This window comes from Lelliottia sp. WB101 (genome assembly GCF_003051885.1).
Lineage (GTDB): Bacteria > Pseudomonadota > Gammaproteobacteria > Enterobacterales > Enterobacteriaceae > Enterobacter > Enterobacter nimipressuralis.
On sequence record NZ_CP028520.1, the window covers coordinates 2,961,865 to 2,976,608 of the forward strand.

General features: G+C 53.2%; 17 protein-coding genes. 8 read left to right on the forward strand and 9 right to left on the reverse strand.

All coding sequences use genetic code 11. The features are described 5' to 3' along the window. Positions 1-114: 114 nt before the first annotated feature. Both DAI21_RS14225 and DAI21_RS14230 read left to right on the forward strand, forming a co-directional pair. Entirely contained in the window at positions 115-1,077 is a 963-nt protein-coding gene (locus tag DAI21_RS14225) for a fatty acid desaturase (protein WP_107704257.1), read from the forward strand. Beyond that, positions 1,070-1,858, forward strand: a complete 789-nt coding sequence (locus DAI21_RS14230; RefSeq protein ID WP_107704258.1) for a phosphate/phosphite/phosphonate ABC transporter substrate-binding protein — start codon at positions 1,070-1,072, stop codon at positions 1,856-1,858. Before DAI21_RS14225 ends, DAI21_RS14230 begins: the two co-directional genes overlap by 8 nt. A gap of 7 nt (positions 1,859-1,865) precedes the next feature. Here DAI21_RS14230 and DAI21_RS14235 read toward each other — a convergent pair whose 3' ends face one another. The 4 genes from DAI21_RS14235 to DAI21_RS14250 form a co-directional block, all read right to left on the reverse strand. Further along, a complete protein-coding gene (locus tag DAI21_RS14235; RefSeq protein WP_100779875.1) occupies positions 1,866-2,186 on the reverse strand; it encodes an AzlD domain-containing protein in 321 nt (106 codons plus the stop codon). Next, positions 2,186-2,926: an AzlC family ABC transporter permease gene (locus DAI21_RS14240; protein WP_102103928.1), complete on the reverse strand. Its 741-nt coding sequence runs from the start codon at positions 2,924-2,926 to the stop codon at positions 2,186-2,188. Before DAI21_RS14240 ends, DAI21_RS14235 begins: the two co-directional genes overlap by 1 nt. Positions 2,927-2,939: 13 nt before the next feature. Beyond that, complete coding sequence (locus tag DAI21_RS14245) at positions 2,940-5,216, reverse strand: FdhF/YdeP family oxidoreductase (protein WP_107703404.1); 2,277 nt, start codon at positions 5,214-5,216, stop codon at positions 2,940-2,942. 145 nt (positions 5,217-5,361) lie between these two features. After that, positions 5,362-6,198 carry an alpha/beta fold hydrolase gene (locus tag DAI21_RS14250; RefSeq protein ID WP_102103926.1) on the reverse strand — a complete coding sequence of 279 codons (837 nt, stop codon included), beginning with the start codon at positions 6,196-6,198 and terminating at the stop codon, positions 5,362-5,364. 279 nt (positions 6,199-6,477) lie between these two features. Here DAI21_RS14250 and DAI21_RS14255 point away from each other — a divergent pair, with 279 nt between their 5' ends. Continuing rightward, a complete protein-coding gene (locus DAI21_RS14255) occupies positions 6,478-6,783 on the forward strand; it encodes a cupin domain-containing protein (RefSeq protein ID WP_107703405.1) in 306 nt (101 codons plus the stop codon). Positions 6,784-6,805: 22 nt separating this feature from the next. On the opposite strand, the gene DAI21_RS14260 is transcribed toward DAI21_RS14255, so the two are convergent. Together DAI21_RS14260 and DAI21_RS14265 are read right to left on the reverse strand one after the other, a co-directional pair. Next, positions 6,806-7,696 (reverse strand): oxidoreductase, encoded by an 891-nt coding sequence (locus tag DAI21_RS14260; RefSeq protein WP_107703406.1) that lies wholly within the window; start codon positions 7,694-7,696, stop codon positions 6,806-6,808. 143 nt (positions 7,697-7,839) lie between these two features. After that, positions 7,840-8,325: a DUF2938 domain-containing protein gene (locus DAI21_RS14265; protein WP_107703407.1), complete on the reverse strand. Its 486-nt coding sequence runs from the start codon at positions 8,323-8,325 to the stop codon at positions 7,840-7,842. A gap of 71 nt (positions 8,326-8,396) precedes the next feature. Between DAI21_RS14265 and DAI21_RS14270 the strand changes: the two genes are divergently transcribed. Both DAI21_RS14270 and DAI21_RS14275 read left to right on the forward strand, forming a co-directional pair. Continuing rightward, positions 8,397-8,807, forward strand: a complete 411-nt coding sequence (locus DAI21_RS14270) for a helix-turn-helix domain-containing protein (protein WP_107703408.1) — start codon at positions 8,397-8,399, stop codon at positions 8,805-8,807. A 25-nt stretch (positions 8,808-8,832) separates the two neighbouring features. Next, positions 8,833-9,243 (forward strand): ASCH domain-containing protein, encoded by a 411-nt coding sequence (locus DAI21_RS14275; RefSeq protein ID WP_199908225.1) that lies wholly within the window; start codon positions 8,833-8,835, stop codon positions 9,241-9,243. Here DAI21_RS14275 and DAI21_RS14280 read toward each other — a convergent pair. Further along, on the reverse strand, positions 9,159-9,770 hold the full coding sequence (locus DAI21_RS14280; protein WP_107703409.1) for a GNAT family N-acetyltransferase: 612 nt from the start codon (positions 9,768-9,770) through the stop codon (positions 9,159-9,161). The two genes, DAI21_RS14275 and DAI21_RS14280, sit on opposite strands and share 85 nt — an antisense overlap. Before the next feature lie 686 nt (positions 9,771-10,456). Between DAI21_RS14280 and DAI21_RS14290 the strand changes: the two genes are divergently transcribed. Further along, positions 10,457-10,999, forward strand: a complete 543-nt coding sequence (locus DAI21_RS14290; RefSeq protein WP_107703411.1) for a DUF3916 domain-containing protein — start codon at positions 10,457-10,459, stop codon at positions 10,997-10,999. A gap of 98 nt (positions 11,000-11,097) precedes the next feature. Here DAI21_RS14290 and DAI21_RS14295 read toward each other — a convergent pair whose 3' ends face one another. Continuing rightward, entirely contained in the window at positions 11,098-11,673 is a 576-nt protein-coding gene (locus tag DAI21_RS14295; protein WP_102103920.1) for a hypothetical protein, read from the reverse strand. Between the two features lie 473 nt (positions 11,674-12,146). On the opposite strand from DAI21_RS14295, the gene DAI21_RS14300 reads away from it, so the two are divergent. Then, a complete protein-coding gene (locus DAI21_RS14300) occupies positions 12,147-12,704 on the forward strand; it encodes a hypothetical protein (RefSeq protein ID WP_102103919.1) in 558 nt (185 codons plus the stop codon). Positions 12,705-12,748: 44 nt separating this feature from the next. Next, positions 12,749-13,630: a hypothetical protein gene (locus DAI21_RS14305; RefSeq protein ID WP_107703412.1), complete on the forward strand. Its 882-nt coding sequence runs from the start codon at positions 12,749-12,751 to the stop codon at positions 13,628-13,630. Between the two features lie 256 nt (positions 13,631-13,886). On the opposite strand, the gene DAI21_RS14310 is transcribed toward DAI21_RS14305, so the two are convergent. Further along, complete coding sequence (locus DAI21_RS14310) at positions 13,887-14,681, reverse strand: helix-turn-helix domain-containing protein (RefSeq protein WP_107703413.1); 795 nt, start codon at positions 14,679-14,681, stop codon at positions 13,887-13,889. Positions 14,682-14,744: the final 63 nt, after the last annotated feature.

Here is a 14,744-nt window from a genome sequence, read left to right on the forward strand (position 1 = left end):
GCGCATTGTTATCTATTTCTGGCAAAGCATAGCCATTTAAATTCTTTGTTATTTCCGACGTTATCTCACATCTTCGTGGGATAACGTCTTATTACGGAAATGGCATCGAAACAGATGGCTAAACGGTCGCCTTTATATTTACATCCTCAACAACGCGAGACGATTCGCCACCTCTCCCGTAGCTGGCTCTGGCGCAGCGAATTTCCCACCTGGAGTTTGGTGGTTGTGGTTTACGGCGGCTGGTTTGCCACGCTGTTTTACTGGCAAACGCTGGGTCGCCTTCCTGCTACGCTGCTGCTGATCTGGTTTACCGCCTGGTATATGTCCCTGCAGCATGAGCTGATCCACGGTCACCCGACGCGCTGCGCGTGGTTTAATCAACTGCTTGGCACGCTGCCGCTGGCCGTGTGGTACCCGTACGGGCTGTACCGCGATTCGCATCTGGCCCACCATAATCATGATCATCTGACCGTGCCGGTGGACGATCCTGAATCCTACTATTTCACCGACGAAAGCTGGGCGAAATTCTCCCCGTGGCGCCGCAAACTGATTCACGCGCGCAATACGTTTCCCGGTCGCCTGCTGTTAGCCCCGCTTCTGGATATTGCCCAGACGCTCGCCAGCGCCTGTCGCGCCTTTCGCCATCTTGAACTCAGGAATATGGCGATGTGGCTTGTCCATGGCGCGCTGCTGGTGCCCCTGTTTATCGTGATGGAACAGCTCGGCTTCTCTGCGCTCTGGTTTGTGATCGGCGTGAGTTATCCCGCTCTGGCGCTGACCAAAGTGCGTTCGTTCCTGGAGCATCAGGCGGCGGACGACCCGCTGGCAAGGTCTGTTATCAATGAAGCTGCACTGGTGTGGCGGGTGCTGTTTCTCAATCTGAACTATCATGCAGTGCATCACGATCTTCCCGGCGTGCCCTGGTACGGCCTGCGGGCGATCTATCTGCGTGATAAAGCGCAGTATCAGCAGCGCAACCTGCATTTTGTGGTGCGCGGCTACGGGGAATGGCTGCGCCGGTTCTGGGCGAAAGCTGTCGATGTTACCGTCCATCCTGGCGTGAAAAATGATGACTAACACTCTCGCGTTTCCGATGTATGCCGTGAACCCCAGAGACAATGCGCGGCTGTGGCAGGCGGTGCAGGGACTTTTGCAGGCGCGCGGTCTGTCTGTCCGCGACGGGGCCGGAGAGGCGTTGCTCGCGCACTGGCGTAGCCCCGAACTGCTGCTCAGCCAGACCTGCGGATTTCCGCTGATGACCCAGCTCCCGGCGGTGCAGACGGTGGGCTGTTTTCACTACACCGCGCCCGGCTGCGACGGAATTTTCTACCGCAGTGTTCTTGTTGCACGCGACACGAACAGAGGCAAAACGCTGGCTGATTTTCGCGGCCTGCGCGCGGTGTGCAATTCGGTTGACTCTCAATCGGGCTACAACGCCCTGCGCAACCTGATCGCGCCGTTAGCGGTCGACGGACGGTTTTTCTCTGCAACGCTTCTGAGCGGCAGCCACCGGCAATCGCTGATTACCCTGGCAGAAGGGCGGGCGGATATCGCCGCCATCGACTGCGTGACCTGGGCGCTGTTGCAGCGTCATGAACCCGAATTACTGGACGGGCTGAGCGTGGTGGGTGAAACGCCAGCTGCGCCGGGGCTGCCGCTGATTACGGCGGGCAGCACGTCAGCAGAAACGCTTTCCCTTCTGCGCGATGCGCTGAAAACCCTGGTGACGGCGCCCGACTATCGCGAGGTGTGCGAGGCGGTACTGATCGGCGGATTCAGTGAGGTATCGCGCCAGCCCTATTCACTGTTGCTGGACTGGCGCGACGCGGCGGAGAAATCAGGGGGGACGCAGCTCTGAGAGGGAATCAGGCTAACAGATAACTCAGCCCGGAAAACGCCACCATCCCGGCGATGACCGTGGCGAACAGGCTGCGGGTGAAAATCCCCGCGACCGCAGCAACGGCTGCCGCCAGCAAAGAAATGCTGATCCCCGATGAGGTCAGCGCCGGTTTGCCTAGCAGCTCGGCAGTGATGATCGCGGCCATGATCGCCGAGGGGATAAAGCTCAGCCACTGTTGCAGGATCGGCGCCAGACGAAAGCGTGAGAGCAGCAGAATCGGCACGGTGCGCATCAGGGCCGTCACGACGGCGCAGGCGACGATCGCCAGTAAAATATTGCGCTCCATTAGTGACCGCCTTTATAGAAGAGGCGCAGTCCGAGGGTTGCCAGCGTCGCAGAGACCGATGCGGCGACGATGACCACCACGCTCATGTCCGTATGGCTGGCGGTCAGCAGCGTGATCACCACCGCCGCCGCGATGCTGAAAGATTCCAGCGCTTTGCGGCGGCTGGCAAACCAGATCATCAGCACCAGCCCGATAAACATCGACACCAGGCTGAAACTTAGCCCTTCCATCAGGGACGGCGGAAGGGCGGAGGCGAGCCAGGCACCCACGACGCAGGCGAGGATCCAGTTCAGCCACGCGGCCATGTTCAGCCCCAGCATCCACGCAAACGGCACTTTGCTCTGATGGCTGCCCTGTTGAACCGCGACGCCAAAGGTTTCGTCCGTCAGCAACAGCCCGCTGACCACTTTTTGCAGGGTGGTGTAATCGCGAAAGAACACGCTCATGGCAGAACTCATCAGCAGATAGCGCAGATTCACCAGGAACACACTCAGCACCACCGAGGCGATTTCCGCGCCGGTGGCCCACAGAGAATAAAAGAGGAACTGGGCGGAACCCGCGTAGAGCGCGCTCGCCAACAGGGCGGTTTGCAGGGTGGTAAAGCCGGAGAGTGTACCGATGGCTCCCGCAGCAAAACCGATGCTCCAGTAGCCCGGAATGGTGGGCAGACAGGCGGTAATGCCCGCGCGAAACTCGGCGTTGGCCTCATTCCCTGGCAACGTTTTGGTTTTTATCAACATCAATAGGTCTCGTTTATAGTGCGCGGATCTCTTTTGATCGCAGCGTTACCCGGACGGGCACGGATTTATAGGACGGTGTTCCGCTGTCTTTGTCAAGATAATCGAGTGGAACCAGTACGTTAGCCTCTGGATAATAAGCACCGACCGTACCAGAGGCAATGCTGTAAGCGACCACGGTGATGTCTTCCAGTTGCTGAACGCTGCCCTGCAACGCGGTGGAAATATCCACACGATCGCCGTGCTCCAGACCCAACTGCGCCATATCGCCCTCGTTCATAAACAGAATATCGCGGCGGCCAAACACGCCGCGATACCGGTCATCGAGCGCGTAGATGGTGGTGTTGTACTGGTCGTGGCTGCGCAGCGTTACCAGCCGCAGCACGTTGTCACCGACACCCGGCTGGTTCTCATCGACACCTTCAAATACTGAGAACATCGCTTTGCCCGTGGACGTCGGCCAGACGCGTTCGGTTGGCGGAAGCGGCATGCGAAAACCGCCGGGAATACGAATGCGCTGGTTGTACTGGTCAAAACCGGGGATGGTTTTTTCGATCAGATCGCGGATCAGATCGTAATCCGACACCAGGGTGGTCCAGTCAATTCGGGTGTGAGGCAGCGTCGCTTTTGCCAGCCCGGCGACAATCGCCGGCTCCGAGCGCAGCTCAGGCGAGGCGGGTTTGAGCTTGCCGGACGAGGCATGAACCATCGACATCGAATCTTCCACCGTAATGGACTGGCGGCCCGTTTGCTGCATATCCAGCTCCGTGCGCCCAAGGCAGGGGAACAGCCAGGTCTGTTTCGCCGTCAGGAGATGCGTGCGGTTAAGCTTGGTGCCGACGTGGACGCTCAGATCGAGGCTGCGCATTGCCGGGAAGGCGCGCGCGTGATCGGGCATGGCGACGGCAAAATTCCCGCCGAGACAGATCATCGCCCTGGCGCTGCCGTTGATCATCGCTTCGGTGGCCTGCACCGCGTCGTGGCCGTGCGCCGCAGGTGGCGTAAAGCCAAACACCTCGTTAATTTTGCCGAGAAACGCCGCCGTCGGTTTTTCGGAGATCCCGACGGTGCGGTTTCCTTGAACGTTCGAGTGGCCGCGCAGGGGGCAAATCCCCGCGCCGGGTTTGCCAATATTGCCGCGCATCAGCAGCAGGTCGGCAATCAGACGCACGTTGGAGGTGCCTTTGTTGTGCTGGGTGATGCCCATGCCGTAGGTGATGATGGTGGCGTTGGATTTGGCATAGGCCTCTGCGACCTGGTGGAGATCCTGGCGCGACAGGCCCGATTCGCGCTCAATCGACGCCCAGCTTGTCGCCTGGATATCCGCCGCAAAGTCATCGAAGCCCTGGGTGTGCGTGGCGATAAAATCGCTATCCAGCGCGTTTTCAAACGCCAGCAGATGTTTAGCGATGCCTTTCAGCGCGGCAGCATCACCGCCCGCTTTCACCTGGAAATAGGTCGAGGCGATATCGGTGGAGCTGTAGGTCGCCATCTCCATCACGCTTTGCGGATCGGCAAATCGCTCCAGCGCGCGCTCACGCATCGGGTTGAGCACGATAATCGGCACCTTGCGGCGAGCCAGTTCGTGCAGCGTCCCCATCATTCGCGGGTGGTTAGTGCCGGGGTTATGGCCGATTGAAATCACAAGCTCAGTGTTATCAAAATCGTCGAGCGACACGGTTCCTTTGCCAATCCCAATGGAGCGCGGCAGACCGACGCTGGTGGCTTCGTGGCACATATTGGAACAATCAGGAAAATTATTGGTGCCCAGTTCGCGGGCAAACAGCTGAAACAGGAACGCCGCTTCGTTGGAGGCGCGACCGGAGGTGTAAAACTCGACCGCATCCGGCGGGAGTTCGCGCAGTATTTCGCCAATGCGTGCAAACGCCTGTTCCCATTCGACCGGGCGGAAGGTGTCGCTCTCCCGGTGATACTCCATCGGGTGCGTCAGACGGCCATAGCCTTCAAGTTCGAAATCGCTTTTTGCCAGCAGGGAAGTCACCGTGTTTTCGGCGAAAAACGCCGGGGTGACGCGTTTGCTGGTGGCTTCCCAGGTCACGGCTTTGGCGCCGTTTTCGCAGAACTGGAAGGTGGATTTATGCTCTTTGTCGGGCCATGCGCAGCCGGGGCAGTCAAATCCGTCAGGCTGGTTGGTGCGAAGCAGGGTCGCGGGGGCATCGAGGGTGTCCATCTGCGTGCGAACGGCGATGGCGGTGGCTTTCAGCGCCCCCCATCCCCCGGCAGGACCATCATAGTGCCGGATTCCTGGAACCGAGCGGCGTTTGTTATTCATGTAAGCTCCGACTATGTCGATCGATGAATCAATTCTACACCGTTGGAGTTAACGAAATAACAACAAATAATCATCATTTTTATGATGATTGAAGGCGTGCGGGTGAGAGGGTCGGTATAGCCTGGGCGGCTATACCGAGGGTGGGTTAGCTGCGAATAAACGCCAGAAGATCCTGGTTAATCAGGTCAGCATGGGTGGTGTGCATCCCATGTGGCAGGCCCGGATAGACCTTGAGGGTGCTGTTGCTGAGAAGCTCGTCCTGAAGCAGGCTCGCATTTTTATACGGCACGACCTGATCGTCATCGCCCTGCAAAATCAGGGTAGGGACGGTGATAGCCTTCAGATCGTCGGTCTGGTCGGTTTCTGAAAACGCCTTGATACCTTCGTAGTGCGCCTTTGCGCTGCCGATCATTCCCTGTCGCCACCAGTTCTGAATGGTGCCCTGTGAGATCTCCGCACCCTCCCGGTTAAAGCCGTAGAACGGGCCTGTCGCGACATCAAGATAAAATTGCGCGCGGTTGGCGGCCAGCGCCTGGCGGAACCCGTCAAAGACCTCAATCGGCGTGCCGCCTGGGTTCTCCGGCGTTTTGACCATTAACGGCGGTACGGCGCTGATCAACACCGCTTTTGCCACGCGCCCCTGCGGCTGACCATATTTTGCGACATAGCGCGCAACCTGCCCGCCGCCCGTCGAGTGCCCGATATGCACCACATTTTTCAGATCCAGATGTTCCACAACGGCGGAGACATCGGCGGCGTAGTGATCCATATCGTGCCCGTCGCTGACCTGGCTTGAACGCCCGTGGCCCCGGCGGTCGGACGCCAGTACGCGATAGCCTTGCGCCAAAAAGAACAACAGCTGGTTATCCCAGTCGTCAGCGCTCAGCGGCCAGCCGTGGTGGAAGAAGACAGGCTGCGCCTCTTTTGGTCCCCAGTCTTTATAGAAGATCTCAACGTTATCTTTGGTGGTGACAAATGACATGATTGAACCTCTCGGGTGGAGTGAAAGGAGATGGATAGTTCAGGTTGATGTGCAAACAGGTGGCAAATAACAACATCCAAGTCTAGTTGAGAATGTCACCGCGTGCCGGAATTCTGCGGCTGGCTCGATGGCTTCGCTTGTGAAAATGTTCTTCAAATTTAGTCCGTTATCTTTACTTAGTTAAAATCCAGCAACCTTAACCTGATGAATTTATAACGGTAATTCACCCGCGGCATGCTAAAGGTGGTAGCGCCGATCAGACTAAACAGAGAGTGTTCAATGAAAACCTCAATTGCGAGCGTGGTGGCAGACCTGCCGGATGTCTGGCGTTCGCGCGTGCTTGGCACCGTCGGGAACGCCAACATAAAAGTGCTAAAGATGGGCGGGGAGGGACTTCCAACCGAAGCGCATGATGATTTCGACGAACTGCTGCTGGTGCTGGACGGTGAGCTGCCGCTGGTGGTGGAGGAGCGGCACTTTACCCTGAAAGCCGGGGAGTTCTTTTTTGTGCCGAAGGGGGCGAGGCATTCCGTGCCGGAAGGGAGTTTTGGGGTACTGGTGGTAGTGGACGTGGGGCGGCAGTAAAAGCCCGCCCCGAGCGTTAACGTCAACCCGGCCCTTCACTTCCCGCCGCCAGCAGCGGGACCACAACGCGGCTGATGGGGACAGGAATACCATGCTTATCGCCATAACGCAGGATCACGCCGTTGCGAATATCCCACTCCAGGGGACGATTGGCCTGACGGTCGGCGAGAATTGACGTGCCTAAATCCGCCGGGGCACGATGAAAACCCTCAACGATCTCTTGCGGAACGTTATCGCCGAGCGATGCGCCTTCTGCCCGCGCCACGGCCAGGCATTCGCGCAGGTACGCCAGTGCCAGCTCCGTGATATCTTGCCGCGAGAACATCCCTGCACGGCGGTTCGCCAGCACCATCAGGCCCGCGACCGCATTCTGTAACAGCTTACGCCAGGCGATAGAGACAAAATCCGCTGACAATTCTACCGCGCAGCGCGTCTCGCTCAGCGCATCGCTGATCCGTGTTGCCTGCGGGATAGCGGGGAGGGTCAGGCGCGGTTTGGCACGCAGCCACACGGAGGCGTCCGGCTCGCGCTGAGCCGGGAACCAGACCACCGACGGGACGACCACGGCACCGTTAACGTAAGGTTCGAGCTGCACTTTTTGCTCAACGCCATTCTGCAACGCACAGACGACGGTGTTTTCATCGCACAGCGCAGCCAGCCACCCGGCGCTGTCAGCGACCTGGGTGGTTTTCACGGCCACAAATACAAGCGCGACCGGGTGGCTGACGCGCGCAGGGTCGGTGATGACCGGACCGGGTACGATGATTTCACCGTCATCGTGGCGCAACACTAACTGTGGATGAGCGGTGCGTCCGCAAAGAAGGGGCGTTCGGCCCACTTCATGCAGTGCCGCGGCAATGGTGGTACCGATAGCACCAGGGCCGATAAGCGCTACTGAGGGATGTTCAGACATTCATTGTCCTCCTGAATGGGGCAAGCAGACCTGATTTATCATAATACTCCGCCGGCCCATCGCGTCTAACAGGAAAAAATGATGCCGACTTACGACGTTTTGGCTGACGTATGGCGGTCAGGCGTAACGATAAGTCCTATCCCTTAAAAGCTCATCACGCAGGCCGCGATATAAAGCCCGACGCCGTAAGCCAGATGCGTGAGCACACTGAACAGACGAGCCAGCCACGGGCGAGGCGTGCGCGACGCAGCAATGCCAAAACCCAGCGCAGGCTGCAGAATCAGGAACGGGGCAAATAATGTTAACAGACCGGCGAGCAGTCCTGTCGAGAGGGAGGGGTGAGTGAACCATTCTGCTCCGTACAGCATCAGCGGCACGACAGCAAAAAGTATCCCGGTGAGATAGTGAAACACCCAGCCCGTCAACAGCTCCCAGCGTAGTGGCGGCGCTGAGACGATCGTGTGATGGCAAAACGTCCCGCCCGGCAAACCCAGAATCCAGCGGCCCACCAGGGCATAGTTCAGTGGCGGAACCTTAAGAGTGCGTTTCTGAAAGCAGGACCATAGATCCATCACCCCTGTTGCGCCCATCCCCGTTATGACTGTTTTAAACACCAACATCATATCCATAGTCTTCTCCTTGCTGATGAAATGCTAAGCTGGCAGACAGTGTGCAAGTTAAAGTCAGGTTTAAGTCAACGATGAAAGAACTGGATATCAGAGAAATCGCCGACCTTTCGGGCATTAGCCCCTCGGCGCTGCGCTATTACGAGAAGCGAGGATTGATCCAGCCGGTGGGTCGCAACGGTCTGAGAAGGCAGTATCATGAGAATGTGCTTAATAAGCTGCAGCTGATCACGTTGGGGCAGGCGGCAGGATTTTCTCTGGATGACATTGCAGCGATGTTTGGTGCGAAAGGGACGATCGCAATTGACCGCGAGCAGCTTCATCAGCAATCACTGAAGATTGACAACACCATTCGCAGATTGCAGCTTTTAAGCCGCGGGCTGAAGCATGCTGCACGCTGTACACAGCCAGAGCATACCGAGTGCGAAGAGTTCCAAAAAATTGTCTCAAAAGGGCTTCGGCTCGTTCGGTCTGGCAGCCGCTAACTCACTAAATAACAGGAAAATAATCATGACGATGCTGGATGAGCTGCAGGTGAAGTATCCGGAAGCAAATGCCTGGCAAATGGGTGACAGCCCTGAGCTGGCGAACGAGCTTGCTGACCTGATTAAAAAAGGGATTAAAACGGCCTCATGTGGCTCTTTTTCATCGTATCAACAGGAGGGAACTGCGCCCCGGATCGGTAGCTATAACATTGTCCTTGATGGTCAGAATGCACCGGTGTGCGTGATCAGATTGATTTCAATGCGCCTGGTGCGTTTTTGCGATGTGACCGATGAGTTTGCCAGAAAAGAGGGGGAGGGCGATTTGAGCCTTGAATACTGGCGGAAAGAACATCAGCGCTTTTTCGCGCGCGAAGGGGACTTCTCTGAAGAGATGGAGCTGATCGCAGAGGAGTTTGAGGTTGTTGAGGTTATTTGAGGCGGATTGTGTGCGTCGCTGAAAGTCATACACATCGCTGCACGCCGCGCCGGGTTGAAACCTGTCGCGAGTTCTTCAGCAATCAGGCTTACCAGATGCGGCGGTCGTGCGAGACCTTCTACAATTTCAAAACCCAATGTGGCGTAAAATCGGGCATTAAAAGCAGCCATTTTATCTGTGGTCAGCGTGGCTCCCGTGAGACCACGCTGCTGACCAATATTGAGAATAGCCTGCATAAGCCGTCTGCCGATACCGTGGCGTTGCCAGGCCGGATGTACATCCATTTCAGCAACGTGCAGCCAGGTATCTTCAACTTTAGCTGCGACAAAACCTACGGGAACAGAATCAGACGTACAGGCCGTAAGCAGCAGACCGTTACGCCAGAAATCGCTCAATTCCTCCAGGCTACATGCGCCCGCCTCGTCTGTTACCGCACCCGCATTACGCAAGGTTTCAAAAGCCGCGAGCTCAATAGCGCGCAGCCTTTCAAAGTCTTCAGGGTGTGCGTGACGGATAGTGAAATCCATGACAAGGTTCTCCATGCGTGATGTCATTATTTTTACGGTCTTTGATTCGCAATGCACTGGGAATAACGGGGCATTCTTCTGTCCAGAATGGAGCATATCATGATGTTGGCAAGGCTTGCTTTTGGTATGACGAGGACTGGTTAAAGAGCGGGTTGAACCGCTTTGAGCGAATAGCGGACACTTCAGCTATTGTGGTTTACGAAGTTGCGCTTATGGTGTTTCCAGAATAAAGCTAGCGAGAACATCGTTATTTTTCTTATCGCATAATGCTTTTATGGGGAGTGATTTAGGCTAAAGGAGGAATCAATGTCACATTCGTCATCAAGAAGAAAAGTTCTAGCCGCAGAAGGCCTTCTTGCGCATAGAGCGTCACACGCACGGAGTTGCGCTAACCATGTTGCGAATAGATTGGGCATAACCCGCAGCGAGCTATTGATGAAGATTGAGAAAGATACAGGGGCAAGTTTGATATCGCCGCTTACAGAAGATGAGTTAATGAAAGCGTTTTATTATATGGAAAACCTTTAGGAGCGACTGCTGTGAGCGAGGAGCGGACATAATTTCTCGCAAGCCGATTGCGGTGCGTTTGATTACATGCATAACGATAAGCTGAATAAATTAGGATAGAATGCTTTTGTGTAGGGACACAATTCTAACTGTTTGACGAGCTAAAAAGTAAATTATTCATGAGTAGACGACTTAACAGAGACTATCGAACCAAAATCAGAAATATTCCCCGACGCATCAAAGCTCTTAACCGTTGGGCTAGTACTTTTCACAACCCCGAACGTAGCATTTTCTCAGAAGATGAGCATTACTGGAATTTTAAAATTCCAGTAGACATTAATATCGCTGAGGGGAAATGCAGCACGCTTAAAACCAAAGCGGATTGTGCGCAAGCTTTGATTAATGCATGTTCAAACCTCATAACGGCTACTGCTGGTATGAATTACAGCCCTCGAATTACCGCTGTCGTATGTCTTCCTGATATGTTTACAAGTGAGGTCTGCCTTTATCGATCTGAAGAATATTTTCAAGGCTTTATAGCTGAAGGTCGTTCTGAAAATGGTGCTTCGGCTTTGATCAAAGATCGTAGCCTTGTAGCTGAGTGGGGACTCGTTCTTCCTGCTAACATACAGGAAATCGGTATCACTCTCGAATATTATGGAAGTGAGGACCGTGATGAGTGGTTTACGGGAGAACGCTGGTATTATGGTCAGGTGACTTAAGGGGGTTGCTTTCATTTGATTAAAAATAAGGCACTTATAAAAAGGGACACTACTTTTGTCTAACGTCCGCTCCTGGCACTTTGCGGACAATAGATTGCTTATACTGCTCGGGCCAAAACCCAGGCCCAATCGTTGCTACAGAGAACACGATAGAAAGGTTTCACGCGGCATTTCACAAAATCAAGAATGTCTGCTTCGCTCATCGCTGAGGCCTTAGAGGGATAGTCGGGCCCCCAATCATCAAAGAGTTCATCGTATATGCCGTAAAGCTGCCAGCAGATGTTGCTGACAATACGGGAACCAAAAGATAGGTGAAAAGCAGGGATTTGGTGCAACCGTAACTCTATTTCTGTGGAAGAATCAGCTTGCATCAGACACCAAGCCTTAAACCTTAGCCACGTAATTGAACTAGTGCTGATGTCAGGGACAATCATGTTTTTTTCGTGCATATATGCATGAAGGTAGCGCTCAATCGCATCTGATTCAGGATGTTTATCTAAATTGAGGGAGGCTAAAATTAATAAGGTTTCAGAGCTATTGAGGGAGAGTAGCTCTCTTTCTGCCCATTCGGTGATCATTCTGTCGTAATCATCGACGCGATAAGCTTCGAAAGCTTCACCGAACGTTTTTAAACACAGAATTTCGTGTAAGTCATGCGTATATTTATTTTCCATAACATCATCCAATCCATGTTGTTTAGTGGGGCAAAAGTCTGGCTTCGGTGAAATGTTCCGACGCAAAATGAGCGTATCTCATTGCCGCCTTAATGTGTAGTGGTCGACAAAATTTGGCCACGGCATGAGATATTTCTAGAAAGATTAAAAGTCCGCTTCTGGCACACCGCGGACAGCTAACTGGGTTGACGATCCGCTGTGCGGCAGGTGCGGACGGCTTAGTGAATGTACATCAACAGTCAGAAGTGCTAAGGGGAAGGTAACGCTCACCAATAGCGAGAAGATGAATAACCACTCATCAAAGTCGTTTCTCTGCCGATATATCATGACGGTGTATTTAGGGTGAAAAGAGAGCATTTGTCTTAACCTGGCTATCCATTTGCAACTTTGTTGGCTATCGCCGGATAATTGAAGCGATAAGCTCAACAGGCGGGTGCAGCGGGAGCAAAATAATCTTGATAAGGAGTGATTAAGTGGCAGTTGTTCAAATTAAGTGGGACTGGCTGAAGTGGAACTGCCGCCAGACCTGGAAAAAAGATGTTCTTCCTGTATTGCAAAGCAGAGGCGTTAGTCAGGAGGATCTTAAACGGTGCGTTTATGTCATCAGGCTCGATGGCCTGTTTGCTATTGAATACCCACGCGGCATTTCTCCCACGGTGTACATCGGCGAAGGAAACTTTGAACAGCGCATTACTCAGCATAAGAACTGGCTGATGGATCTTGCGGACCTGCAAGGCGAGCATGAGTTCCTCATTGGCTATTGTTTCCCTCGGGCGAGAAACGCCTCAAAGGTATATTCTGAATTCGAAGCGATGCTCATTCATGAATTCCGAGACATTTACGGCGCGGCGCCACTGCGCAACAAGCAAATGGAGTTTCAGAAGTCGAATCACGAGTTTCAACCAATTACTGAAATTCGTAGCGCTATCATGATTGGCAAAGGGACACGGTTTCATTGGTCGGTTAAACCGATGAAAAGTTCATCGATGTATGATGTTTACCAGCTCACTCAGGAGCAGGTTACCTCTTAATGAGATAATCTGGATAACCGACTGGTTCATGAGGACAACAAATAGTGTCATTCAATAATAAAAACCTGTTTATTACTCTCTTATCCCTCTGCACATTTCAGACTTATGCAGCACAATGCACTGTGGAAACCCTCGCTAAAAACAAACTGAACAACTTCATCCTTCTTGGTCAGCAGGCAAGAACTGAAACGCCCAAATCTGTATCAGTCACTATTGATAGCCCTGATGGATATCTCCGCACATCGCTTCAAAGCAACTTCAGTCAATGCGGTGAGCTAATAAGCGGCCATATGAAAGAGGTCAAAGCCTCAACGGGCCAGAACGGCGTTTTCACGGCAACCTCTGATGTTCAGTTGAATAAAACGGAATTTGGCTGGCGCATCCAGGTAGACTCAAACGGGGTCATAGCCGATAAAAACAGCCAGAAAATCACGCAGATATATAGGCAGACTCTTGAGGGAATGTACCAGCTTAACAGTAAAGAAATAATCAGCCGCGCGATTAATCGTTCCGTTTTCGTGGCTACAAAACCGGGAGATAAAGACAAAACCGCAGTTGGCACAATCGGCTACACCGTTAATTCATCAGGATTACTGGCAAGCGCGGTAAGCAAAGGAAGTATGGCGATAGATAATAATACGATTGTATATAGCTATGATGATAATCATCGCCTGATCAAAACCCAATCACCTTCAACCATAGAAGAGTATGGCTATGATAACGAGGGCCGTGAGTTGACCCTGAGCAAGACCCAGACGTATTTCACGATTGAAAAAAAACTGACCACCTGCAAGGAGTGGAACTCACATGGAGAGTGCACACATGCCAATATGGATATCACGATCACCCCAACCGATCGGACAGGAAAACAGTATATGGACAAACATAACGCCGTAATGACGGCGCAATATGAATACTGGAACTAACTGACTAAACAGAAAGTCCGCTTTGAGCGAGAAGCGGACCTTCGCACACATGACACCATTGTCTGATAGAAATCAGAATCTCAATAAACCGCCTTCCTGATGAGTCTCAGAGAGAATGCATTCAGAACGTTATCATGCCCAAAAATATCCACGACACCTTTTACGATCTACTCTCGACTCACCCTCTGCCAGCGTACATCGGCTAAATATGGAAGAACGCAATGGCAGCTCGATTAAAATAGGTTCGTACTGGCTGTTAAACCGAAGATACGTCCTGATGTTCAGCAATTGAATTCCGGAGGTAACGGGTCGGCGTTGTCCCTGTATATTGGCGGAAGAAGACAATAAAGGCACTGTCACTGACAAAATCAAGCTGCTGTGCAACCTGACTTAGCGACCAACCGTCACACAACATTTCCATCGCTTTCAGTAGCCTCCACTGTTGCCTCCAGCTCTGATAACTCATTCCCGTATCCCGGATAAATATACGGCTTATCGTGCGTTCACATGCACCGACCTTCTGGACTAACTGGCCCAGCCGTGGGGGTAATTCGCCTTCGCGGACCGTGTCCAGCCAGGTATTAAGTCGACTATCTGAAGGAAACCGTAACGTCCAGTTTTCACGTTGAGCATTTTTAATTTCTTCCCAGAAAACAGTGAGTAGACTGCTTTGTCGTTCTGCGGGCATTCCCCATTGCCAGAATGCCATCCGCTCGATCACCTCAAAAAACAGGGGATTAACTTCTACAATCTGCAGGGGTAATGCCGATAGCGGTAAGCTATTTGAAAAGTAAAGAGAACGATAGGCCATTGAACCATTCATAATGGCACGATGAACCGTGCCGGCAGGAATCCAGGCAGCACGCCGGGGTGGGAGCAGGCAAAGGGTATTATCCAGCTCAATTGTGATACTTCCCGCTGCCGAAAAAAGTAACTGATGACGAAGATGGCTATGCATCCCTGAATCATGTATCCCCATATCGGATGCAATTCCGATAACCGGTTCATCGTACAGATCCGGATCGAAAGAATCTTCAGGGCTTATCTTCATTTTTTAATGTCCGATTTTAAATATATACAGTCATTATAATGATAATGTGACAATAAAATTTCC

Coding starts and splice junctions, on each gene's coding strand:
- DAI21_RS14225 (WP_107704257.1), top strand. CDS start 115: ATGGCTAAACGGTCGCCTTTATATTTACATCCTCAACAACGCGAGACG.
- DAI21_RS14230 (WP_107704258.1), top strand. CDS start 1,070: ATGACTAACACTCTCGCGTTTCCGATGTATGCCGTGAACCCCAGAGAC.
- DAI21_RS14235 (WP_100779875.1), bottom strand. CDS start 2,186: ATGGAGCGCAATATTTTACTGGCGATCGTCGCCTGCGCCGTCGTGACG.
- DAI21_RS14240 (WP_102103928.1), bottom strand. CDS start 2,926: ATGTTGATAAAAACCAAAACGTTGCCAGGGAATGAGGCCAACGCCGAG.
- DAI21_RS14245 (WP_107703404.1), bottom strand. CDS start 5,216: ATGAATAACAAACGCCGCTCGGTTCCAGGAATCCGGCACTATGATGGT.
- DAI21_RS14250 (WP_102103926.1), bottom strand. CDS start 6,198: ATGTCATTTGTCACCACCAAAGATAACGTTGAGATCTTCTATAAAGAC.
- DAI21_RS14255 (WP_107703405.1), top strand. CDS start 6,478: ATGAAAACCTCAATTGCGAGCGTGGTGGCAGACCTGCCGGATGTCTGG.
- DAI21_RS14260 (WP_107703406.1), bottom strand. CDS start 7,696: ATGTCTGAACATCCCTCAGTAGCGCTTATCGGCCCTGGTGCTATCGGT.
- DAI21_RS14265 (WP_107703407.1), bottom strand. CDS start 8,325: ATGGATATGATGTTGGTGTTTAAAACAGTCATAACGGGGATGGGCGCA.
- DAI21_RS14270 (WP_107703408.1), top strand. CDS start 8,397: ATGAAAGAACTGGATATCAGAGAAATCGCCGACCTTTCGGGCATTAGC.
- DAI21_RS14275 (WP_199908225.1), top strand. CDS start 8,833: ATGACGATGCTGGATGAGCTGCAGGTGAAGTATCCGGAAGCAAATGCC.
- DAI21_RS14280 (WP_107703409.1), bottom strand. CDS start 9,770: ATGGATTTCACTATCCGTCACGCACACCCTGAAGACTTTGAAAGGCTG.
- DAI21_RS14290 (WP_107703411.1), top strand. CDS start 10,457: ATGAGTAGACGACTTAACAGAGACTATCGAACCAAAATCAGAAATATT.
- DAI21_RS14295 (WP_102103920.1), bottom strand. CDS start 11,673: ATGGAAAATAAATATACGCATGACTTACACGAAATTCTGTGTTTAAAA.
- DAI21_RS14310 (WP_107703413.1), bottom strand. CDS start 14,681: ATGAAGATAAGCCCTGAAGATTCTTTCGATCCGGATCTGTACGATGAA.